This window comes from Carnobacterium sp. 17-4 (assembly GCF_000195575.1).
In the GTDB taxonomy this organism is placed as follows: domain Bacteria; phylum Bacillota; class Bacilli; order Lactobacillales; family Carnobacteriaceae; genus Carnobacterium_B.
In genome coordinates, this window is sequence record NC_015391.1 from 472329 (window position 1) to 492151 (window position 19823).

The window sequence follows — 19823 nt, forward strand, 5'->3', positions numbered from 1 at the left end:
GATAAACTTAGCACAAGTTTATAATAAAACCAATTCATTAGCATAGGAGGGGGCACTATGCTTTGAAATAAGCGAATAATAGCAGTATAATCTGTATAGCGACTATACAGTCAAGTTTTATTTTCAAAAATTGTGTACGGGAAGAGAGGAATCAGATGGAAAAGGAATATCTAACCATTAGTCAGTTTTCAGTTTTATCTGGAATTAGTCGAAAGACCCTTATTTATTATGACAAAATCAATTTGTTCTCACCTAAAATGGTTACAGATAAAAGGTATCGAATGTATGAAGAAAAACAATTAGATACCATTAGTGTGATCTATATTTTAAGAGAATTAGGGAAACCAATTAATGAAATAAAAATCTATTTACAAGAACGAACTCCAGAAAAAATGCTGTCATTATTTCAAGAAGAACAAAAACAGATTGATAAAAAAATTAGTACGTTACAGCAATACAAAGATATGTTGGAAAAAAGAATAGAGTTAACAAAATTGGCAGATGTAATAACTGTAGGAAAACTAACCTTTATCCAGCAAGAAAAGAAGCCGATACTAATCGGTAAAAAAATAAATCAACAATACAATGAAGCCCTTATTGATTTTTATTCACTTATTGACCAACAACACATTGTCCAAGGTTTTCCAATAGGAGCGATTATTGGGAAAAATGAATTGGCCAAGGGAGAGTTTTCAAATTTTAGTTATTTCTATATCAATAAATCGACTGAAGATAAAAATCAGGTAAGTATAAAACCTGAAGGATGTTATGCAGTTATGTATGATTATTGTGATTACAATAAAACAGGAAAACTATATCAAAAAATGTTGGATGGTCTAGCAAAAAAGGGTTATGAGATTGATGGGGACGCCTATGAAGAATACATTATTGATGAAGTGGCAGAAAAAAATCCAGAAAAGTATTTGGTGAAGGTAATGATTAAAGTAAAAAAATAAAAATGAAGTGTGCTTTTATAAACTAATTTATGTGAATCATTACCCGTTTCAATAAGTAATCAAGAGAAGGATAAATAAAAGTAAAACTGAAATGTTAATATATTAGCATTTCAGTTTTTTAAAGTTCATTAATAATTAAAGGTAAAATGAACTTTATGGAAAAAATACAGGATTTTCTTTATAAGTCAGTAAAATAGTTTTAACCGAAGCAACTATAGAATTAGTTTAGTTAAGAAATTCATACAGGTCATTAGCTTTGCTAATACCCTGTATGAATAATGGTAATTTGTATCGAATGAGATATAGGAATATACTGAACGTGTAAAAAGAAATCGCTTTCTGCATGGTCGAAAATTATTACCATAAAATGAATTTCCTACTGATTTTGTAAGAAAGCTATTGCTGCTAAGTCGTCCGTATTATTGTCAGAAAAGAGGGGGTAAGTAGAAATGTATAAAACAATCCTGTATGAAGAAAAAGAGAATATTGCGTACATCACTTTTAATAGACCTGAAGTAGGAAATGCCTTCTCAGAAGTTTCATTTCGAGAGATTCCAGAAGCTTTAACGAAAGCATCAGAAGATGGTAATATTCGTGCAGTGGTTTTGGCAGGAAAAGGAAAGTTGTTCTGTGGAGGAGGAGACATCAACCAATTTAAAGAGATGATAGAAAAAGATGATGAAGGGATTCCAGAACATTTGGTCGAAGCTACAGGGGCAATGGGTCGTGCCATTCGAAACTGCAGCAAACCGGTTATTGCTTCTATCAATGGAGCGGCAGCGGGCGCGGGCATGGGGGTAGCATTAGCAGCTGATTTTCGTATCATGGAGAAACGCAGCTCTCTTGTTACAGCCTTTATAGGCATGGGATTACCAGGAGACACAGGTGTACTTTATTTATTGCAAAAGATGGTAGGGATCTCAATAGCAACAGAATTGTTAATGTTTTCTAAACCTATCAAAGGAGAGCGTGCATTTGATTTAGGTTTGGCAAATAAAGTGGTTGAAGATGGCACATTAGAGGAAGAAACATGGGCATTTGCAAAAAAAGTAGCTTCATTACCAACACAGACGGTTTCCTATCAAAAGCAACTTTCCAATGAGTTTTTTTATAGTGATTTAGAGAAATTCAATCATAGAGAGGCACAACTGATGCATCTGTCTTCTTTAACAGATGATCATAAAGAGGCTGTCACGGCGTTTCTTGAAAAAAGAGCACCTCACTTCAGAGGACACTGAATTAAGTTGTTCATGTAAAAAAGCGATTAATAGACTTCTGAAAAACAGCCTCGGAAGTTTTAAATAAACGGCATCCTAAATGTAGGGAAAGCACCAAAATTTAAAAACACATTAAAAGCATTGGAAGGTTATATTCTTGAGCAATTTGAAAATGGATGCAACCAGTTAATAATTTTGTATAGTTTAAATAGTTATGAAGATGAACCTTTAAAGGAAACTGAAGAAATCTACCTAGTTGATTTAAATTATCAAGATTTGTATTATCGTGCAGGTAGATTAGTAAAAATAAAAAAGTAAGTAAGAATGATTTTTATCCTTTAGAAAGTACTTTTAGTACACTTAGTAATAAAGGTAGTCGGACAGTTAAAATAAAAGACATTGACATCTCTTGTATTTAAATATATTCTTACATTATAAAAGTAAATTAGTCTTCAGGGCAGGGTGCAAGTCCCTACCGGTGGTAAAGCCCACGAGCCGCAAGGCAGATTCGGTTAGATTCCGAAGCCGACAGTATAGTCTGGATAAAGCGAAGACAAAGTAATTGCAGAGAAGTTAAGATAGCTATAGTCTTTTTTGGACAGATAGCTATCATGAATTTGTGAAGCAACTATTAACTAGTCTTATTTAGCTATAAGTCGAAGCCCTGGATATAAAAATCTGGGGCTTTTTTGTGTCGAAAAGTAAAAATTGAATAGTCTTCAGGGCAGGGTGCAAGTCCCTACCGGTGGTAAAGCCCACGAGCCGTAAGGCAGATTCGGTTAGATTCCGAAGCCGACAGTTATAGTCTGGATAAAGCGAAGACAAAGTTTACAAAAATCAAAAAGTAACCGAGTACAGAGTATTCGGAGTTATTTGTTGAGTCTTGTAAGCAAAAAAATGATGAAAGCCCTGAGAGTATATTCTTGGGGCTTTTTTAAATTGAATGGAGTGAGAGATTGGATGAATTGTACATGAGGATGGCACTGGACTTGGCAAGAAAGGGAAAAGGGTGGACAACTCCTAATCCTTTAGTTGGAGCGGTCATTGTAAAAGGTGGAAGAGTTATTGGGCAAGGATATCATCAAAAATATGGACAGCCTCATGCGGAAGTAAATGCTATTGTATCAGCAAAAAAAGATGTGACTGGAGCAACGTTGTATGTCACGTTAGAACCTTGTTCTCATTTTGGGAAAACACCACCTTGTTCAGACTTATTGATAGACAAGAATATTAAACGAGTAGTCGTGGGCACACTTGATCCAAACCCACTAGTTGCTGGAAAAGGAATTGAAAGACTTCGTAGCAACGGAATTGAAGTAGTTACTGGTGTATTAGAAGAAGAGAGTCAAAAATTGAATGAGATCTTTATAAAATACATTGTCACAAAAGAACCATTTGTGGTTATGAAAAATGCGATGTCACTAGATGGAAAAATCGCTACAGTGACAGGCGAATCTCAATGGATTTCTGGTGAGTCATCTAGGAAACAAGTTCATTCTTTGCGCCATGAATTAGCGGGAATCATGGTCGGTATTGAAACGATTATCAAGGATGACCCACAACTAACTTCTAGAACACTAAACAGTCGTAATCCTATTAGAATTGTTGTGGATAGTCAGCTAAGAATCCCAATCGCCTCAAAGGTATTAACCCAACAAGATAAAGCGAAGACAATTGTGGCTACCACCAAAAGAGCCAATAATGAAAAATTAGAAACTTTAAAGCAAATGGGGATTGAAGTGATTGTGACTAAAGAAAAATATGGAAGAGTTGATTTACAAGAATTAATGAAGGTAGTAGGAGCTAAAGGAATCGATAGTATCTTACTGGAAGGCGGTGCAACTTTGAATTTCTCGGCTTTGGAAGAAGGGATCGTGGACAAAATACAGTCCTATATTGCACCAAAAATCATCGGAGGAAAAGAGGCTAAAACAGCTGTAGAAGGGGCAGGAGTTCACTCATTAAAAAGTGCTTTTCAAATTGATCGGATGACGCCTGTGATGGTCGGAGAAGATCTGTTTGTGGAAGGCTATATTGTTAAATAAAGAGAAACAATCGATTGGAGGGAAAGCATGTTTACAGGAATTATTGAGGAGATGGGAACGATTCAATCAATCAAACGAGGTGAAAAGTCTTCAATACTCAAAATAAAGGGACAAAAAGTATTGCAAGGGACTCGTATCGGAGATAGTATCTCGACAAATGGCATTTGTTTGACCGTGACGAAGATAGGAAATGATTCCTTTGATGCGGATGTCATGTCCGAATCGTTAAAACGGACGAACATAGGGGAATTAGCGCCTGGAAGTTACGTCAACTTGGAACGAGCATTAAGTTTGGAAACGCGTCTTGGTGGCCATATGGTGAGTGGCCATATCGATGGAACAGGAGAGATAAGAGAAATGAAGCGTGAGGATAATGCCGTTTGGATCACGGTTGAAACAAGTCCTAAATTATTGCGTTACATTATCGAGAAAGGTTCTATAGCGATTGACGGAGTTAGTTTGACAGTTGTGACAGTAGATGATCAGTCGTTCAAGGTTTCTGTCATTCCTCATACCGGTGAAGAGACAGTTCTATTGCGTAAGCAACTTGGAGATGCTGTAAATCTTGAATGCGATATGATTGGAAAATATGTTGAAAAATTATTAGGATTGGATTCGAAAGTACCAGTTCAAGAGAGTCAAGTAACGACAAGTTTTTTGAAAGATAACGGGTTCTTTTAGAACAGAATGGAGAGACTTATGTTTAATACAATCGAAGAATTGCTTGCTGATTTAAGAGCTGGAAAAAACATTTTATTGGTAGATGATGAAGACAGAGAAAATGAAGGAGACATTATTTGTGCGGCTGAATTTGCTACTACAGAAAATGTGAACTTTATGGCTAGTTATGCCAAAGGTCTAATATGTATGCCTATGCCTAAAAGCTATACAAAGAAGTTCGCATTGCCACAAATGAGTTTAAACAGTACAGATAATCATGGAACAGCTTTTACCATTTCAGTGGATCATGTGGAAACTACAACGGGTATTTCAGCTGGGGAACGGTCATTGACAGCTATGAAATTGGTGAGCGATGATGCAAAAGCGGAAGACTTTAGAAGACCAGGGCATATGTTCCCATTAGAAGCTGTTGACGGGGGTGTACTAGCTCGAAACGGACATACAGAAGCAACGGTTGACTTGATGCGTTTAGCAGGTCTGCAACCAGTGGGGCTATGTTGTGAAATCATGAATGAAGATGGATCGATGGCAAGAAGAGATGATTTATTGGTTTTAGCCAATAAACATGAATTGAAAATCGGTACAATTGCCGATTTAATTGAATATCGAAAAACCCAAGAACAAGTTATTTTCCGCGAATCTAAAGCACTATTACCTACCAAATATGGAGATTTTGAAATCTATGCCTATGAACATGCGGTAACTGGGGAACACCATGTCGCTTTGGTTATGGGTGAAGTCAGTGATGGGGAACCAGTACTATGTCGTGTCCATTCGGAATGTTTGACAGGTGATGTATTTGGTTCTAAAAAATGTGATTGTGGTCAACAATTGGATGCAGCAATGAAACGAATTGCAGATGAAGGACGTGGGATTTTAGTTTACATGCGTCAAGAAGGGCGTGGAATTGGATTAGTCAATAAAATAAGAGCTTATGCATTACAAGATCAAGGACACGATACAATTGAAGCTAACTTAATGCTTGGTTTTCCAGCTGATCTACGAGAATACTATGAATGCAAACAAATTTTTGATGATTTAGGTGTTTCTCAACTACGCCTGATGACTAATAATCCACTGAAAGTAGAGAGTATGGATAAATACGGTTTGGACATCGTAGAAAGAATTTCACTTCAAATGGAAGCTTTTACGGAAAATAAAGACTACCTAAAGACTAAGCAAGAAAAGATGCATCATCATTTGAACTATTAAGAAAAGAACAGCGCATGATAAAAAAATACCATAAATGGAGGAATTAAAATGAACGTATTCGAAGGACAATTAATTGCAAAAGACTTAAAAGTGGGTATCGTGATTGCACGGTTTAATGAATTTATAGGATCAAAATTATTAAGTGGGGCTGTTGACGGTTTAAGAAGACATGGCATGCTAGAGGAAGAAATCACAGTTGCGTGGGTTCCAGGAGCTTATGAAATTCCATTAGTTGCACAAAAAATGGCAGCTTCAGGAAAGTATGATGCTATTATCACTTTAGGGGCAGTCATTAAAGGGTCTACATCGCACTACGATTACGTCTGTTCTGAAGTTTCAAAAGGCGTAGCTGCAGCTGCAATGAATACAGGTGTACCCGTAATGTTTGGGGTCTTAACGACAGATAATATCGAACAAGCCATTGAACGTGCCGGTACGAAAGCTGGAAACAAAGGTTATGAATCTGCAGTTTCAGCGATTGAAATGGCCAATTTATTGAAAGGCATGTAAGGTCGGATCATGGATGAAACAAGTCTAAAGAAAATTCAAACAATTATTTTTGATTACGATGGGACACTACATGACAGTACGGCAAACTATATTGCTGCTTTCAAAATGGCTTATAATTATTTGATAGAGAATAAAAAAGCTGACCCAAGAGAGTGGAAAGATGAAGAAATCACTAAATGGCTAGGATACAGCAGTAAAGACATGTGGGGAAATTTCATGCCGAATTTAGATGTTGAACACCAAACTGCAGCTTCAAAAATCATAGGAGAACAGTTGCTGAAAAAAGTTCTCGCAAAAGAAGCAATTCTTTATACTGGAGCTTTGGAAACATTAGGTTACTTAAGAGATAAAGGATACCAACTTATCTTTTTAAGTAATTGTAGTGAAAAATATATGAATGCACATCGGCAAGCTTTTCAGTTAAATCAGTATTTTGAGGACATGTACTGCACAGAAACATTTGATTATAATGCCAAATACAAGATCTTTGAATTAATTGAAAAACAGTATAAAGATAATTTTCTTATTGTAGGAGATCGCATACAGGATTTTGAAATTGGTCACTACCATAATCTAGTTAGCATAGGGTGTAATTATGGATTTGGGTCAGAAGAAGAATTGCAGCAATCAGATCTAAGGATAAATGATATCCAAGAATTGCAAGACATTCTTTAGATAGGAAAACTTGAATAAGATGGTTACTTTTTACGCAAGTAAGAAAAAAGATAGCCTTCAGTTTGTTTATGACAAACTGAAGGCTATCTTTTTAATAAGGTGAATATTATTAAACTTCTCCAACAAACGCCCAAGTTATGCCGTTGTCTTTGGATTGATACAAGGCTTTACTGCCGCCGTTATAATCGCCATCTTGACCTTGACCCACTTGGATAAACAAACTGTCGCTTTCTTTATAAGGCATTTCCGGAAAATCGAAAGGAACGTACTTCTCTGTATCGGTTAAAGGAACTTCGATTATGGGCAATTCTACTTGTTCAAAAGTGAGGCCGCCATCGGTCGTCAAATATAGATCCGCATAACTACCTCCACTGTGGGACAATCCAATAAAGCCAAGATTTTCATCCATAAAAGTTATCCCAGATGAAACCCCTAATTGTCCCACAAATGGATCCGAATTAACAACGTCCCAAGTATTTCCACCATTTGTGGTTTTGTTCAAGGTATAGAAACGTGAGCCTAACGCAGCATCTACTACAAATAGTTGGTAACCAAGTTGTTCAGTTAAAAAATAAGTTTCGTTATCATTCATATTTTGATTTGTTGGAATGTCTCCAATTTGTGCAGGAGATACTGTTGGCGAATAGTCAACAAAACGTACCGGTGTAATCGTGTTGTTATTTGGGGTGTAAACAGAAATCGTGTAGCCAATAATTTCATTAAAGGCTGTTTCGATTGGAAAGGTATCGCCTTTTTCATCAAAGTAAAGGACCCCTTCAGTATTGTATCCCCAACTACGGGAACCAGCATAATAGATGCCAAGGGTTTCTTCATTCCAATTTTTCACAGTGTCTTTTATCGGAAGATTTTCTACTGCATCTAGCAACGGTTGAAGTCTCATCGTTTTCTCAAAAGTTGGATTCACGTTTCCGTTTAAAGTCATACTGAGATCATCACTTTTTGAACTGTCATAATCAATCAAAAAGCTTTCCGTTTCACCATCTTCGTTTAAGCCATACAAAAAGCTATATAAAGTAGTAATATCGCCCTGTTTATTAAAAGTCAATTCGACCTGATTACTGACATACAATTCTTCTGGCAAATCATATTTCGTTTCAAGGTCTTCAATCAATCCATTTAAGCCATCTTCGTAGACATTATTATGAACAAATGTAACATCGCTAGATTGCAAGTAGCCTTGAATCACAAAGTCTAATCGTCCTTGGGAATTTGTCCCGCTTTGATAAAGGCTTATTCCAGCTGCAACTGTGATCAAAAGAAACGAATTCACGCTGAACAGAAAAAGAAACTTACTTCGTCTTATGGAACGGGGAGAAGTGGATTGTTTTTTATTGAGTTTCCATATGTACCAATATAGACTCCAGCCAACCCAAACAAACAGACTAAGAAAAATGATTAGGATAATGGGAGCCTTCTGAGCAACCCCGCCGTCTTGAGCAAGTGAACATAAGTAATAACAACCTATAGCGTAAATAGCTACGGTTACAGGATTAAAAATAAAAGCTTTTAATTTGTAATTCTTGTTCTTCAAGTAAATTTCATCTCCAGTTGTGTAGGTTAATTTCTGTGGTAATGAGTTATGGATGACCAAATAATTGCAGGAACGATTAAAAGAATAATATCAATAGATTATTCGTCTAAAGAACAGTATACAATAAAATAAAATAGGACTACAGCCAGTTAGTAAATATAAAGAAAAAATTATACTTAGTAAATAAGAAGTTTATAGAAATCACTTGAATTATAATAAAGCGCATACTAATATGACTTATAAAGAACAATCCTATATTTGAGATAGTAAACTAAACAAACGTACAAGTATGGATAAAAGATCATAATAATTACCCTTTAAAAAACGTAATATATTTTCTTTTTATAGATAATATTCACTCTCAAGCACTAAATAAATGTGTAAAAAATAAAATGATAATAGATTCATTTCAAAGAAGGAGATAATTAATATGGTTTGGATTAAAAATGTTCATTTAGAGACAGGTTACGAGGAAGTCAGACCGAATAAATTTGTAACGACTACAGCTGAATTTGCTTTAGAAGTTGAGAATGGCAAAATCAAGACGATTACTGAAAAAGCTCCAGAAACTAATATACAGACAATTGATGCAAAAGGTTACTTAGCTTTACCTGCTCTGCAAGATAATCATGTCCATTTAGATAAAGGTCATTTTGGCGGGAAATGGCAAGCTGTTATACCTGCTTCAGGAGTAGCAGAACGGATTCAAGAAGAGAAAGAATTTTTAAGAGATTTTCTTTCTGAAACACCCCAAAAAGCACAAGCGTTGATTGATTTAATTTGTAGCAAAGGAGCTACTTTTTTAAGAGTTCAAACAAATGTTGATTCGGTAATAGAGTTAGATAATTTAATATGTGTAAAACAAGTATTAGAAAAGAATAAACACCGTTTAGATTATGAAATTGTTGTTTTTCCACAACATGGCACGTTGATAACTGAAGAACAAGGCTTATTAAGTAAAGCTTTGGCTAGTGATGATACGTTTATTTTAGGGGGATTGGATCCAGCAACGATTGATGGAGATATAGAAAAATCGCTCCTTACAACTTTTACATTAGCTAGTCAATACAATAGAAAAATTGATTACCATCTCCATGATAGAGGAACATTAGGATTATTTGAAATTAATCGAATAATCGACTACACAAAAAAATATCAATTAGAAGGAAAAGTTCAAATTAGCCATGCACTTGCTTTGGCTGATGGAGAAGAAGAAATAATCCAAACGATTGCAAAAAAATTAGCTGAAGCGGGTATTGGAATTAACACAACTATTCCGATTGATACAACAGTTCTACCAGTTCTATTACTTCAAGAAAAAGGTGTAAAAGTACGAGTGGTAAATGATAATATCAATGACCATTGGAGCCCATTTGGTTCTGGGGATTTAATTGAACGAGCTAGACGGGCTGCAGAAGTGTTTTCGATGAAAGATGAAAGGTCATTAGCTCAAGCATATTCCTTGGTATCGAATGGATTAACTCCTTTAGATTCAAAAGGCAATCAACAATGGCCGGAAATAGGAGACCAAGCTCATATATTATTTGCAAAAGCAGATAGTTCTGCACACCTAATTGCACGAGTTTGTCCAGAAAGAGTTGTCATGTTTAATGGAGAACTTGTTTCTGGAAAGTTTCACTAATTTGTAGAAGTTTTTAGTTAGAGACTATCAAGAGAGAGCACCTGAAGAAATTACCAAATGGGCTAATAATTATCTAAGTATTGTTCGACCCATCTTTATGGCACATCAAGAAGTTGATAAGGAAATTCATTTAAGTTACAATAAGTAAGTGAAATAAAGTTAACGAATAGGAGTGTTGAAATGCAAGTAGAGTTTTTTCATGATGTCATCTGCAGTTTTTGTTTTCCAATGTCTTATCGTATGAGAAAAGTAGCTAAAAAGTATCCAAAATTAGAAATTATTCATCGTTCATTTGCTTTAGGGTGGGAGAAAGAACAGTTTATCCAACAATTTGGTTCTCATGAAGCAGTAAAACCTGAAGTAATCCATCATTGGGAATCGGCTAATCAAAATGATGACGAACATCGTTTCAACATCGAAGGCATGAAAGAACAAGGTTTCTTGTTTCCAACATCTAAGAATGGTTTGAAAGCCGCAAAAGCTGCGGGGATAATCGCGGATCAAGAAGCCTATTGGGCTGTTTTTGATGGTTTACAACAAGCTTTATTTGTAGAAAACAGAGATATTTCAGACATGAAGGTTATTTATAGTGTTGTGAAACAAACCTCTATTGATTTTGATGCTTGGAAAACTCAATTTGAAAATCCAGAAACAGAACAAGTCGTGATGGAAGATTTACAACGAGTGCAAGACTATGGTATCCAAGGGGCTCCTGCTATAGTGGTGAACCAAAAATATTTAATCAGCGGAGCACAACCACAAGAAGTGATCGAACAAACCATTGAACAAATTGCTGAAGAAGAAGGATTTCAATTAAAAGGATTAACGTTAATGGGGTCAGATGCTGCAGCGTGTAACATGATTGATGGCAAATGGGTCTGTGACTAAAATATTCTTTAACATTAAAAAGCGTTGTATAGTATAGAAGAGAGCTTAAGTTATTTCTAGAAATTAGTTTTATACTGATTTTAAGAATTAACGATAAAGCTCTCTTTTTTATGCTAAAAGATCGTTTTTTAAAGGAATACATTGTGCAAATAAAAATCACTTCTAATTGCTTTTAGGGAAAACGTTTCCTAGTGTATCGTGATATTGTGTATACTAGAGGTATAGAGAAAACTTCGGACTCAAAACTAGTTGGAAATGAGTTTTGTAAAAGAGAAATTGGGGGAAGTAAATGAATAAAAGGGTAAGAAGGTCGCTTAGTATAGGGGTAGCATTTTTGTTTAGTATGGCTTTTGGCGAAACGGTTTTTGCGGAAAATCAATTATCGGATATGAGAATCGAAATCGAACTGCAAGAAGATGGATCGGGGATTGTTACAGAACATAGAAAGATGAACATGGATGATGGTACTGAATTGTACATCGTGTTAGATGATCTGCAGGATTCAAAATTGCTTGATTTTTCAGTAGCCGGTTATCAAGAGTTGGAACCATGGAATCCAGACGCTTCACTAGAGGAAAAGGCAGGTCAATACGGTACTGTAGGAACAGATGATGGGGTAGAACTTATATGGGGTATAGGTGAGTATGGAGAAAACGACTACGAAGTAACGTATACCATATCAAACTTAGTTCGCGAATTGGAAGATGGACAAGGACTGCTATGGAACTTTGATACGTTTTCCGATATTCCAGCTGAAAATTTGACGGTTGAAATTACTGGATTTGAACCCTTTACAGAAGATAATGTCCGTTTCTGGGGCTTTGGTTTTGAAGGGGATATGCAATTAGAGGGCAACACGATCGTTTGGGAAGCTGAGGAAGAAGTAGACGACAGCAACGATGTAACAATATTGCTGCAATTTCCTCAAGGAATGTTCACTACACAAGCCAGTGCAGGTATGACTTTGGAAGAACAGCGTGACATGGCCATGAACGGCTCAGCGTACAATGATGAGCCTATTTCTAACACGATACCTATCGTTATTTTTTCTGTCCTAGCAGTCGCTGTTGGTGGAATCACAACATTTATTATCAAATATGTTAAGAAATTACATCAAGCGAGAGAAGAAGCTGGACAAATGAGTACTGGATTACAAAGAATCAAGGAGAATAAAGAAGTTATATTAGAAGAAATTCCTTATAAAGGAGAAGACTTTGCAGGCATTGCATTTTTATTGCAAGACATGAACAAAGGTTATTTTGAAGATTACTTTTCAGCTTACTTGCTGAGATGGTCTTATGAAGAACGTATCCTTATCCACACAGCTGAAACCAAATCATTATTTAGCGAGAAATTTGATACGGAAATAGAAATAATTCATTTTGAGGAAGAACGGACACGTTACCCTCAATCGTTCAGTGACTTTATTGCTCATTTAGAGACTAATGATGAAACGTATGAAACTGGATTATGGTTGATGTTATTGGATGCTGCAAATAATAGTGGTTTTGTTAAAGACGAGGATATGAAAAAATGGGCAAGGAAACATGCCAAAGAAGTAGGCAAGTTTGCAGATTATTTGATTGACTACTCAAAAGAGTATTTAGAAAGAGAAGGCCTTATTTCTTTTGGGAAAGTTGATGTATGGGGTGCAAAACATGAGGTATCTGTTGCCAGTCCTGAAGGCGACGAACTGTTTGATCGTTTGGTTCAATTTGATAACTATTTAGAAGAAATTGACTTAAAAGGTTTTGCGGACAACACCAATCCATTTACATTTGAAGAATTTCTATTCTGGAATACCTTGTACTTTAGAAGTGAGGAAATCACAGATGAATTTAAGGAAATGATTCCGAATCCGAATGATGTCTCTGGAGACAACTCCTTCATCTATTATTATTGGTATTGGAACGGCATGACTGGATTTAGAAACAACTGGTCTAGTGGATTAGCAAGTGGTGGATTTAACTCAAGTGCTTCATCAGCAGCATCCGGAACAGGTGGATCAACTTCCTTTGGTGGAGGTGGAGGTGCCGGTGGTGGAGGCGGCGGAGGGGCTCGATAGATGAGCCTCTTTTTACTGTTATAAAATTAGTTTAACGTATCCTAATCAAATCCGACATAAACTCTTTCACTTTGGACATTACAAGGGACTCCGCTGCTATTAACGTATTGATAATTTGTTAATTTGATATGATCTGGAAAAAGTTGGATACCATCTATTTCTGTTAGTGGTTCGGCATATTGATAGAAATTATACCTTTTTTGCTTTCTTCCAGATTTTGTTGTGCTGTGAAGTACTTCATATCTAGGACTATCTTTAATGATTTTAAAAGCACTAACAATCATGCCGCTGCCAGGATAGACACCTAGGATATATTCTATACTGTTTGCTTTATCTAAACTCATTACCCAATCACCCAATGTTCTCTTTTTCAGGGCTTCTGATACAGGATTGTACATTTCTTCAGCCTTTAAATCCTTACTAGAATCAGATTTATCTTTAGTTGGCTTGATTTTTACAAACATAATTTTATGGGAATTTAATTGATTAATATCAACGGGTTTTGGACTAAGTGCATCTTGTAAAAGTTCGACTCTTCCAAAAGTTTGCAATGCTTCTTTTTGTCCATCAGAACGATGTCCACTCATAATATTAGTCAATTTTTTCACGTTCAGTTTTTGTTCATCAATTAGTTTACAAAAATTAATAACCGCATTTTCTACGTGGAAGGCTTCATCTTCACTTAATCCAAAAGTCAAAATATATTTCTCAACTTCCATACCATTTGAATGAATAGTCTTTATTTCATTTAATTTTTGCTTTTCCACAAGGTCATTAGAGAAGTCAGTTTTTAGATAATCTAATTCATGAGCGAATACTCTATTTTTTGTTCCTTTACCAATATAAAAAACGGTATGGTCAATAGGATTAACTAAAATATAAACGTAATAGCGAAGCTGAGTAATAACTTCTTCTGTAAATCGATTCATTGTATTCTTTCCTCCATGTCTACTGTAAGATCTGAATAAATTACTCTCTAAGAAAGGGAAGTTGGAGAGCCTCATTCCATTCTATTTTTCGTTCTTGTGCTTTGCCATTATTTGCACCGCTAGTGGATAAACATTTTATAACAGTGAGGTGCTCAAAAATAGTTGATTTTAAAACTTCTTGATAAGACTTGTCTCCATTTGCAATGATAAGTTTAATGGAAGCTGTTGAAAGTAACGTATCAAAATCATTTAATTTTGTTTGTTTAAAGTTACTATCTAAACTTCCAATTCTATCAAAATGACTATAAATATCCCATAAACCAATTTGATTTTGTACCAGTAATTCCAACCGTTTTTCATAGTCGATTGGATCAATAGTATTTAAAGATTCAGAAATGATTTTCCAAAATTGATTGCCTTTATTTGCATAGTATTGTTGCAATTCTAACGACTTCTCACTTGGAGCACTGCCAAGTATTAAAATTTTAGTGTTTTCATCATAGATTGGTTCTAAACCACTCTTCATAAGTTAGACTCCTTAATAGTAAATTTATTTTAGACACCCGCTATATGTAAAAAAATGAATTAGTATCTTTCAATTGTATAGTAAAAAATTGGGAATTCCTATAGGGTTATTGCCGTTGCAATAGCTTTTGTATATTTTGGTTTTTTCTAAACGCATTTTGAGCTTGTACTTAAACCTGATAAGTAAAAATATGTAGTATAATTGACGCATAAGTTCAAATTCTAGTTTGAAAGGGTGAAGTTAGTGAGGGAGAATAATCCGATTCGAGTGCAAATAAGAATCAAAGAACTAGCAATTGATTACGGTGTGATTTTGCTTTATCTTGTTTTTGTTCTTCTGGCTAACTTAGTCATTTATTTTTTAGTGTTAGATGGAATACCTGAATTCACAATCGTTCAATCCCAACTGATAGCGACGTTTGAATCGGTTGTTCCGATAGTGCTGATTTTCTCGCTACTTGATTACAAGAAACCCTTTGGGACATACGGTAAGAGAAGTGCTGGGTTAAAAGTGCAGTATAAAACGCCTTCGTTTTTTAGAAGTTTGGTTAGAAATAGCATTAAATTTTTACCGTGGCAGCTTGCTCATATTGGGGTCATCGATGGTGTTTATTCTGAATTTACAACCTGGAGTTCGATTGTTTTTACAAATGCTGGAATTCTGTTAGCTCTCATCTTATTGGTTATGGGGTTTTTTAGAAAAGATAAACGTCATTTAGGTGATTTGTTAGCCGGAACTCAAGTCGTTCCTATTAGGAGGGGATCATAAGTGGAACAGAATGTTGATGCTGAAGAAGCGATTAGAAGATGGGATGCTTTTGCCGATGCGTACTCAAAAAATCACAACGAACAAGGGGATATTCACAAAGAAGTATTTTTAAATCCTACTTTATTTTCTCTTATGGGCGAATTGAAAGATAAACAAGTTTTGGATGCAGGATGTGGCGAGGGTTATTTAAGCAGATTGCTATCCAAGGCTGAATCAAATGTGACCGCTGTGGATTATTCTCCAAGAATGATTGAAATTGCACTGGAGAGAACGCCAGTTGACTTACAAATTAAGTATATGAGAGGAAATTGTGAGAAGTTGGATATGCTCGAAGACAACAGTTTTGATTTGATTGTGTCCAACATGGTGATACAAGATCTACCAAACTACGAAAATGCCTTTCAAGAAATGTTTCGTTTGTTAGTAGATGGAGGGAGTTTTATCTTTTCAATTTTGCATCCTTGTTTTGTCACTCCTGGAAGTGGGTGGGAGAAAAATGATAATAGTGAAAAATTGCATTGGAATGTGGATCGTTATTTTTATGAAGGTGCCTATGAACAACGATTAGGAGATAAAGATAAAGTATTATTTTTCCACAGGACATTAACCAGTTATGTTGATAAGTTAACTAAAGCAGGCTTTATGATAGAAAGTATAGTCGAACCGAAGCCATCAGAAATAATGTTGGAAAAATATCCGTCATTCGAAGAAGATTTGAGATGTGCTGATTTTATGGTGTTTAAGGCCACTAAGTCAAAAAGATAGAGTGATAAAGACTCGAATGCGTGAAATCATAGGTACTGCAAAGGCTAAAGAATCGTCTTTTAGCCTTTGCAGTCTTTAATGTTATAAACTAGAGACACGATAGTTCGCAAAATCAACGGAATGTAGACTTTTTAAATGACAAACTATTTACTTTACTTACTTTTTGTAAAGTGATAAAATTGAAAATTAAGAACGTCAACAGAAAAGGATGAGATAAACAGTGAAAAAGAAAAAATGGATGCTAGCTGGAATCGCAGCAGTAGCATTATTTGTTAGTGCATGTGGAACATCAACAAAAGAAGATGCCACTTCAACTGAAGGCGGAGATTTATTGCAGTCTGTTCAAGACGCTGGGGTATTAAAAGTCGGCGTAATGGGAACGTATCAACCGTACAACTTTATCAATGAAGATAAAGACATGGATGGGTTTGATGCAGATATTGCTAAAGAAATTGCTAAAGGATTAGATGTGGACATTGAATTTGTCTCTCAAGAATTTTCAGGAATGATCGCTGGATTGCAAACGGGTAAATTTGATATGGTTGCTAGTCAAATGACGATCACGGATGACCGTAAAAAAGAAATGCTATTCTCAGATCCATATATCACCAATCAAGTAAAAGTTATTGTAAAAGATGACAATACAGAGATTACTTCTGTTGAGGATTTTGTGGGTAAAGATATTGGAGTAGGTCTAGGAACAAATGATGAAACTTATTTGCGTAACGAATTGATGCCTGAAGTTGGTGAGTTTAATATTCGTACGTATGATGATGTGATCACTTCATTGAAAGACTTGGATTCTGGTCGAATCGACGCTACTATCAACAACATGTATGCTTTAAAACCAATCATTGAAGCAAATGGGTTGAAGATTAAAGCAGTTGGCGAACCAATCAAATCAGACCAAGCCGGAATTGCTGTTCAATTAGGTAATGAAGCCTTTATTGAAGAAGTAAATACTATTTTATCTGATATTAAAGCAGATGGTACGTATGATGAAATTTTTATGAAATGGTTCGGTGAAGCACCACCAAAAGACTAAACATGAAGCAAGAATAAGTAGAAGAGAGGTACTTCTTTTATGGAAGTTTTAATACAGAATATCCCGTTCTTGTTGCAAGGAGCGTATTATACGTTATTAATTACATTGGTTTCGATGTTTTTTGGTTCTCTTATCGGGATTATCGTCGCAATAGCCCGTTTGAAAGGCAATAAAGCGATCCAAGCTGTTGCACGAGGGTATGTATCAATTATCCGAGGCACACCGACATTGGTTCAAATCATCATTATTTATTATGGTTTAGTTGATTTTGGAATTAGTTTAGATCCTTTGCCAGCTGCTTTTATTGCATTGAGTGTTAATAATGGAGCGTATTTATCTGAATCGATTCGTGGAGCTTTACAGTCGATTCCAAAAGGTCAAATGGAAGCTGCTTATGCAACAGGGATGACACCTTGGCAAGCGATGCGTCGAATCATTCTTCCGCAAGCCATTCGCATTGCTATTCCGCCAGTAGGGAATACCTTTATTGGTATGTTGAAAGAAACGTCCTTAGTATCGGTCATCAGTGTAACGGAATTATTGCGTTCGGCTCAATTGCTGATTGCTCAATATTATAGTTACATGCCGTTTTACTTGGGAATCGCGGTCATTTATTGGATCATGAGCACAGTTTTTTCTTTCCTACTGAACAAGTTGGAAGCACGTATGTCAATCTATGAATAGTTGAGGGATTAACATGATTAAAATAAATGGATTAATAAAATCGTTTGGAGCATTAGAAGTCTTAAGGTCGATTGATTTGCAAATTAGTTCAGGTGAAGTTGTGGTTATTTTGGGACCTAGTGGATCTGGAAAAAGCACCTTGCTGCGTTGCATGAATGGTCTTGAAGAACTAACAGCTGGAAGCATTGAAGTAAACGGCGTTGTTATGAACGCTGAGCAGTCTAAAAAAGAGCGCACCAAAAAAGTTCGTGAAGCACGTTTGCATACAGGAATGGTTTTTCAACAATTTAACTTGTATCCCCATAAAACGGCATTGGGAAATGTAACGGAAGCGTTGATTACTGTTAAGAAAATGGATAAAACTAAAGCAAACCAACTTGGCGAAAAAATGTTGGAACAAGTAGGATTATCAGATAAAAAAGATGAATTTCCTTCTAGATTATCGGGTGGACAACAACAGCGGGTAGCCATTTCACGTGCGTTAGCTATGGATCCTACCGTAATGTTATTCGATGAGCCAACATCTTCATTGGATCCTGAATTAGTCGATGAAGTTTTGACAGTCATCAAAGAATTAGCTAAAGAAGGTCGAACAATGGTTATCGTGACACATGAAATGCAATTTGCACGTGAAGTGGCAGATCGTGTGATTTTTATGGCAGACGGTATTATTGTTGAACAAAATGAACCAGAAGCTTTTTTTACACAACCAAAAACAGAGCGTGCTAGAAGATTTTTAAAAATGGAAGAATTAGAACATAGAGAAGGGGTAAAACGATGATTGTAACAACAACATGGAATAAAGGTCGTAAGTTTACCGCTAAAGGCGATTCAGGTTATGAACTTAAGATGGATGCTACACCAGCTTATGGCGGAGTAGGAGAGGGCGCAACACCAACAGAAATGTTGTTGGCTTCTTTGGCAGGCTGCATCGGAATTGATGCAACCATGGTTTTGAATCCGCATTTGGATAAAATCGAGAAACTCGAAATTATTACTGATGGAACTCGCAGAGAAGAAGCTCCTAAAGACTTTACCGCTATGAATGTTACCTTTGTAGTAGACGGCACAGTGAACAGCGACAAAATTTGGCGTGCTATTCGCTTAAGTGAAGAAAAATACTGTACGGTTTCTAATTCCTTAAAGGCTGAAATCACGTATGATGTAGTATTGAATGGCGAAAAATTAGCAAGAGAAATGTAAGGAAAAAATACTCGTTACCCTTAGTGTTACAAGGGGAGCGGGTATTTTTTTTGATTACTTAGTGAATTATTTTTCTAATCTTTTTTCAGTGGTGGATAAAAAGTTTTCTAAAGCTTCAGAGCTATTAATGTTCATTCTTTCAGCTAAAACAATCAACCACCACATAGTTTCACCAATTTTTAACTCTAAATCGGTTTCGTTTGTTGAGCTACTAGGCCAACGTTCTTGTTGGGCCATAGTTAAACGTCCAACTAAACCAGCATCGGTCAGAAATGCTAATGCATCTTCTTCAACGCTCCAAATATCCTCATGGTGCTTTATCTCCAACTCATGGTAACGTGCTCGTAATTTTTTAGAGCGTTCAACTAATTCATTAAATGTTGTTTCATTCATAAAAATCCCTCCCAATTCATCTATAAGCACTTTGTGAAACTTGAAGGTTTTAGTATAGCACAACAAA

The 19823-nt window shown here is 35.8% G+C and carries 20 protein-coding genes and 2 riboswitches; of the genes, 16 read left to right on the top strand and 4 right to left on the bottom strand.

What is annotated here, in order from left to right; translation table 11 throughout:
* The first annotated feature begins 155 nt into the window (after positions 1 to 155).
* From CAR_RS02305 to CAR_RS02335, 7 genes are all read left to right on the top strand, one after another.
* Positions 156 to 956, top strand: coding sequence for a MerR family transcriptional regulator (locus tag CAR_RS02305; RefSeq protein ID WP_013710118.1), 801 nt, complete (start codon positions 156 to 158; stop codon positions 954 to 956).
* A 449-nt stretch (positions 957 to 1405) separates the two neighbouring features.
* On the top strand, positions 1406 to 2194 hold the full coding sequence (locus CAR_RS02310) for an enoyl-CoA hydratase/isomerase family protein (RefSeq protein WP_013710119.1): 789 nt from the start codon (positions 1406 to 1408) through the stop codon (positions 2192 to 2194).
* A gap of 423 nt (positions 2195 to 2617) precedes the next feature.
* A riboswitch (FMN riboswitch) is annotated at positions 2618 to 2732 on the top strand.
* Between the two features lie 152 nt (positions 2733 to 2884).
* Positions 2885 to 3000, top strand: a riboswitch (FMN riboswitch).
* A gap of 144 nt (positions 3001 to 3144) precedes the next feature.
* A complete protein-coding gene (gene ribD / locus CAR_RS02315) occupies positions 3145 to 4218 on the top strand; it encodes a bifunctional diaminohydroxyphosphoribosylaminopyrimidine deaminase/5-amino-6-(5-phosphoribosylamino)uracil reductase RibD (RefSeq protein WP_148229435.1) in 1074 nt (357 codons plus the stop codon).
* Between the two features lie 27 nt (positions 4219 to 4245).
* On the top strand, positions 4246 to 4899 hold the full coding sequence (locus CAR_RS02320; protein ID WP_013710122.1) for a riboflavin synthase: 654 nt from the start codon (positions 4246 to 4248) through the stop codon (positions 4897 to 4899).
* An 18-nt stretch (positions 4900 to 4917) separates the two neighbouring features.
* Positions 4918 to 6111, top strand: coding sequence for a bifunctional 3,4-dihydroxy-2-butanone-4-phosphate synthase/GTP cyclohydrolase II (locus CAR_RS02325; protein ID WP_013710123.1), 1194 nt, complete (start codon positions 4918 to 4920; stop codon positions 6109 to 6111).
* 48 nt (positions 6112 to 6159) lie between these two features.
* Positions 6160 to 6621 carry a 6,7-dimethyl-8-ribityllumazine synthase gene (gene ribH / locus CAR_RS02330; protein ID WP_013710124.1) on the top strand — a complete coding sequence of 154 codons (462 nt, stop codon included), beginning with the start codon at positions 6160 to 6162 and terminating at the stop codon, positions 6619 to 6621.
* A 9-nt stretch (positions 6622 to 6630) separates the two neighbouring features.
* Entirely contained in the window at positions 6631 to 7296 is a 666-nt protein-coding gene (locus CAR_RS02335) for an HAD family hydrolase (RefSeq protein ID WP_013710125.1), read from the top strand.
* A 109-nt stretch (positions 7297 to 7405) separates the two neighbouring features.
* Here CAR_RS02335 and CAR_RS02340 read toward each other — a convergent pair whose 3' ends face one another.
* Positions 7406 to 8848, bottom strand: a complete 1443-nt coding sequence (locus CAR_RS02340) for a WD40/YVTN/BNR-like repeat-containing protein (RefSeq protein WP_238526703.1) — start codon at positions 8846 to 8848, stop codon at positions 7406 to 7408.
* A gap of 430 nt (positions 8849 to 9278) precedes the next feature.
* On the opposite strand from CAR_RS02340, the gene CAR_RS02345 reads away from it, so the two are divergent.
* The 3 genes from CAR_RS02345 to CAR_RS02355 all read left to right on the top strand — a co-directional run bounded on the left by CAR_RS02345 (position 9279) and on the right by CAR_RS02355 (position 13443).
* A complete protein-coding gene (locus CAR_RS02345; RefSeq protein ID WP_013710127.1) occupies positions 9279 to 10490 on the top strand; it encodes an amidohydrolase in 1212 nt (403 codons plus the stop codon).
* Positions 10491 to 10670: 180 nt separating this feature from the next.
* Entirely contained in the window at positions 10671 to 11378 is a 708-nt protein-coding gene (locus tag CAR_RS02350) for a DsbA family oxidoreductase (RefSeq protein ID WP_013710128.1), read from the top strand.
* A gap of 289 nt (positions 11379 to 11667) precedes the next feature.
* Positions 11668 to 13443, top strand: a complete 1776-nt coding sequence (locus CAR_RS02355) for a DUF2207 domain-containing protein (protein WP_041556095.1) — start codon at positions 11668 to 11670, stop codon at positions 13441 to 13443.
* 41 nt (positions 13444 to 13484) lie between these two features.
* Here the strand turns inward: CAR_RS02355 and CAR_RS12815 are convergent, their stop codons facing one another.
* Together CAR_RS12815 and CAR_RS02365 are read right to left on the bottom strand one after the other, a co-directional pair.
* Positions 13485 to 14372, bottom strand: a complete 888-nt coding sequence (locus CAR_RS12815) for a GIY-YIG nuclease family protein (RefSeq protein WP_013710130.1) — start codon at positions 14370 to 14372, stop codon at positions 13485 to 13487.
* Positions 14373 to 14412: 40 nt separating this feature from the next.
* The gene (locus tag CAR_RS02365; RefSeq protein WP_013710131.1) at positions 14413 to 14898 is read right to left on the bottom strand and encodes a DNA-deoxyinosine glycosylase; all 486 of its coding nucleotides are present in this window, start codon (positions 14896 to 14898) and stop codon (positions 14413 to 14415) included.
* Between the two features lie 234 nt (positions 14899 to 15132).
* Between CAR_RS02365 and CAR_RS02370 the strand changes: the two genes are divergently transcribed.
* From CAR_RS02370 to CAR_RS02395, 6 genes are all read left to right on the top strand, one after another.
* Positions 15133 to 15666, top strand: coding sequence for an RDD family protein (locus CAR_RS02370; RefSeq protein ID WP_013710132.1), 534 nt, complete (start codon positions 15133 to 15135; stop codon positions 15664 to 15666).
* A complete protein-coding gene (locus CAR_RS02375; RefSeq protein WP_013710133.1) occupies positions 15667 to 16431 on the top strand; it encodes a class I SAM-dependent methyltransferase in 765 nt (254 codons plus the stop codon). It abuts the gene before it with no gap.
* Positions 16432 to 16651: 220 nt separating this feature from the next.
* On the top strand, positions 16652 to 17476 hold the full coding sequence (locus CAR_RS02380) for a substrate-binding periplasmic protein (protein ID WP_013710134.1): 825 nt from the start codon (positions 16652 to 16654) through the stop codon (positions 17474 to 17476).
* Positions 17477 to 17515: 39 nt separating this feature from the next.
* Positions 17516 to 18160 carry an amino acid ABC transporter permease gene (locus CAR_RS02385; RefSeq protein WP_007721307.1) on the top strand — a complete coding sequence of 215 codons (645 nt, stop codon included), beginning with the start codon at positions 17516 to 17518 and terminating at the stop codon, positions 18158 to 18160.
* 13 nt (positions 18161 to 18173) lie between these two features.
* The gene (locus CAR_RS02390) at positions 18174 to 18941 is read left to right on the top strand and encodes an amino acid ABC transporter ATP-binding protein (RefSeq protein WP_013710135.1); all 768 of its coding nucleotides are present in this window, start codon (positions 18174 to 18176) and stop codon (positions 18939 to 18941) included.
* The gene (locus CAR_RS02395) at positions 18938 to 19363 is read left to right on the top strand and encodes an OsmC family protein (protein ID WP_013710136.1); all 426 of its coding nucleotides are present in this window, start codon (positions 18938 to 18940) and stop codon (positions 19361 to 19363) included. Before CAR_RS02390 ends, CAR_RS02395 begins: the two co-directional genes overlap by 4 nt.
* 66 nt (positions 19364 to 19429) lie before the next feature.
* Here the strand turns inward: CAR_RS02395 and CAR_RS02400 are convergent, their stop codons facing one another.
* On the bottom strand, positions 19430 to 19756 hold the full coding sequence (locus CAR_RS02400; RefSeq protein WP_041556096.1) for a MazG-like protein: 327 nt from the start codon (positions 19754 to 19756) through the stop codon (positions 19430 to 19432).
* Positions 19757 to 19823: the final 67 nt, after the last annotated feature.

What these genes read in the sequence shown, in the direction of transcription:
- CAR_RS02305 (WP_013710118.1), top strand. Translation starts at nt 156, where the DNA reads ATGGAAAAGGAATATCTAACCATTAGTCAGTTTTCAGTTTTATCTGGA.
- CAR_RS02310 (WP_013710119.1), top strand. Translation starts at nt 1,406, where the DNA reads ATGTATAAAACAATCCTGTATGAAGAAAAAGAGAATATTGCGTACATC.
- ribD (WP_148229435.1), top strand. Translation starts at nt 3,145, where the DNA reads ATGAGGATGGCACTGGACTTGGCAAGAAAGGGAAAAGGGTGGACAACT.
- CAR_RS02320 (WP_013710122.1), top strand. Translation starts at nt 4,246, where the DNA reads ATGTTTACAGGAATTATTGAGGAGATGGGAACGATTCAATCAATCAAA.
- CAR_RS02325 (WP_013710123.1), top strand. Translation starts at nt 4,918, where the DNA reads ATGTTTAATACAATCGAAGAATTGCTTGCTGATTTAAGAGCTGGAAAA.
- ribH (WP_013710124.1), top strand. Translation starts at nt 6,160, where the DNA reads ATGAACGTATTCGAAGGACAATTAATTGCAAAAGACTTAAAAGTGGGT.
- CAR_RS02335 (WP_013710125.1), top strand. Translation starts at nt 6,631, where the DNA reads ATGGATGAAACAAGTCTAAAGAAAATTCAAACAATTATTTTTGATTAC.
- CAR_RS02345 (WP_013710127.1), top strand. Translation starts at nt 9,279, where the DNA reads ATGGTTTGGATTAAAAATGTTCATTTAGAGACAGGTTACGAGGAAGTC.
- CAR_RS02350 (WP_013710128.1), top strand. Translation starts at nt 10,671, where the DNA reads ATGCAAGTAGAGTTTTTTCATGATGTCATCTGCAGTTTTTGTTTTCCA.
- CAR_RS02355 (WP_041556095.1), top strand. Translation starts at nt 11,668, where the DNA reads ATGAATAAAAGGGTAAGAAGGTCGCTTAGTATAGGGGTAGCATTTTTG.
- CAR_RS12815 (WP_013710130.1), bottom strand. Translation starts at nt 14,372, where the DNA reads ATGAATCGATTTACAGAAGAAGTTATTACTCAGCTTCGCTATTACGTT.
- CAR_RS02365 (WP_013710131.1), bottom strand. Translation starts at nt 14,898, where the DNA reads ATGAAGAGTGGTTTAGAACCAATCTATGATGAAAACACTAAAATTTTA.
- CAR_RS02385 (WP_007721307.1), top strand. Translation starts at nt 17,516, where the DNA reads ATGGAAGTTTTAATACAGAATATCCCGTTCTTGTTGCAAGGAGCGTAT.
- CAR_RS02390 (WP_013710135.1), top strand. Translation starts at nt 18,174, where the DNA reads ATGATTAAAATAAATGGATTAATAAAATCGTTTGGAGCATTAGAAGTC.
- CAR_RS02395 (WP_013710136.1), top strand. Translation starts at nt 18,938, where the DNA reads ATGATTGTAACAACAACATGGAATAAAGGTCGTAAGTTTACCGCTAAA.
- CAR_RS02400 (WP_041556096.1), bottom strand. Translation starts at nt 19,756, where the DNA reads ATGAATGAAACAACATTTAATGAATTAGTTGAACGCTCTAAAAAATTA.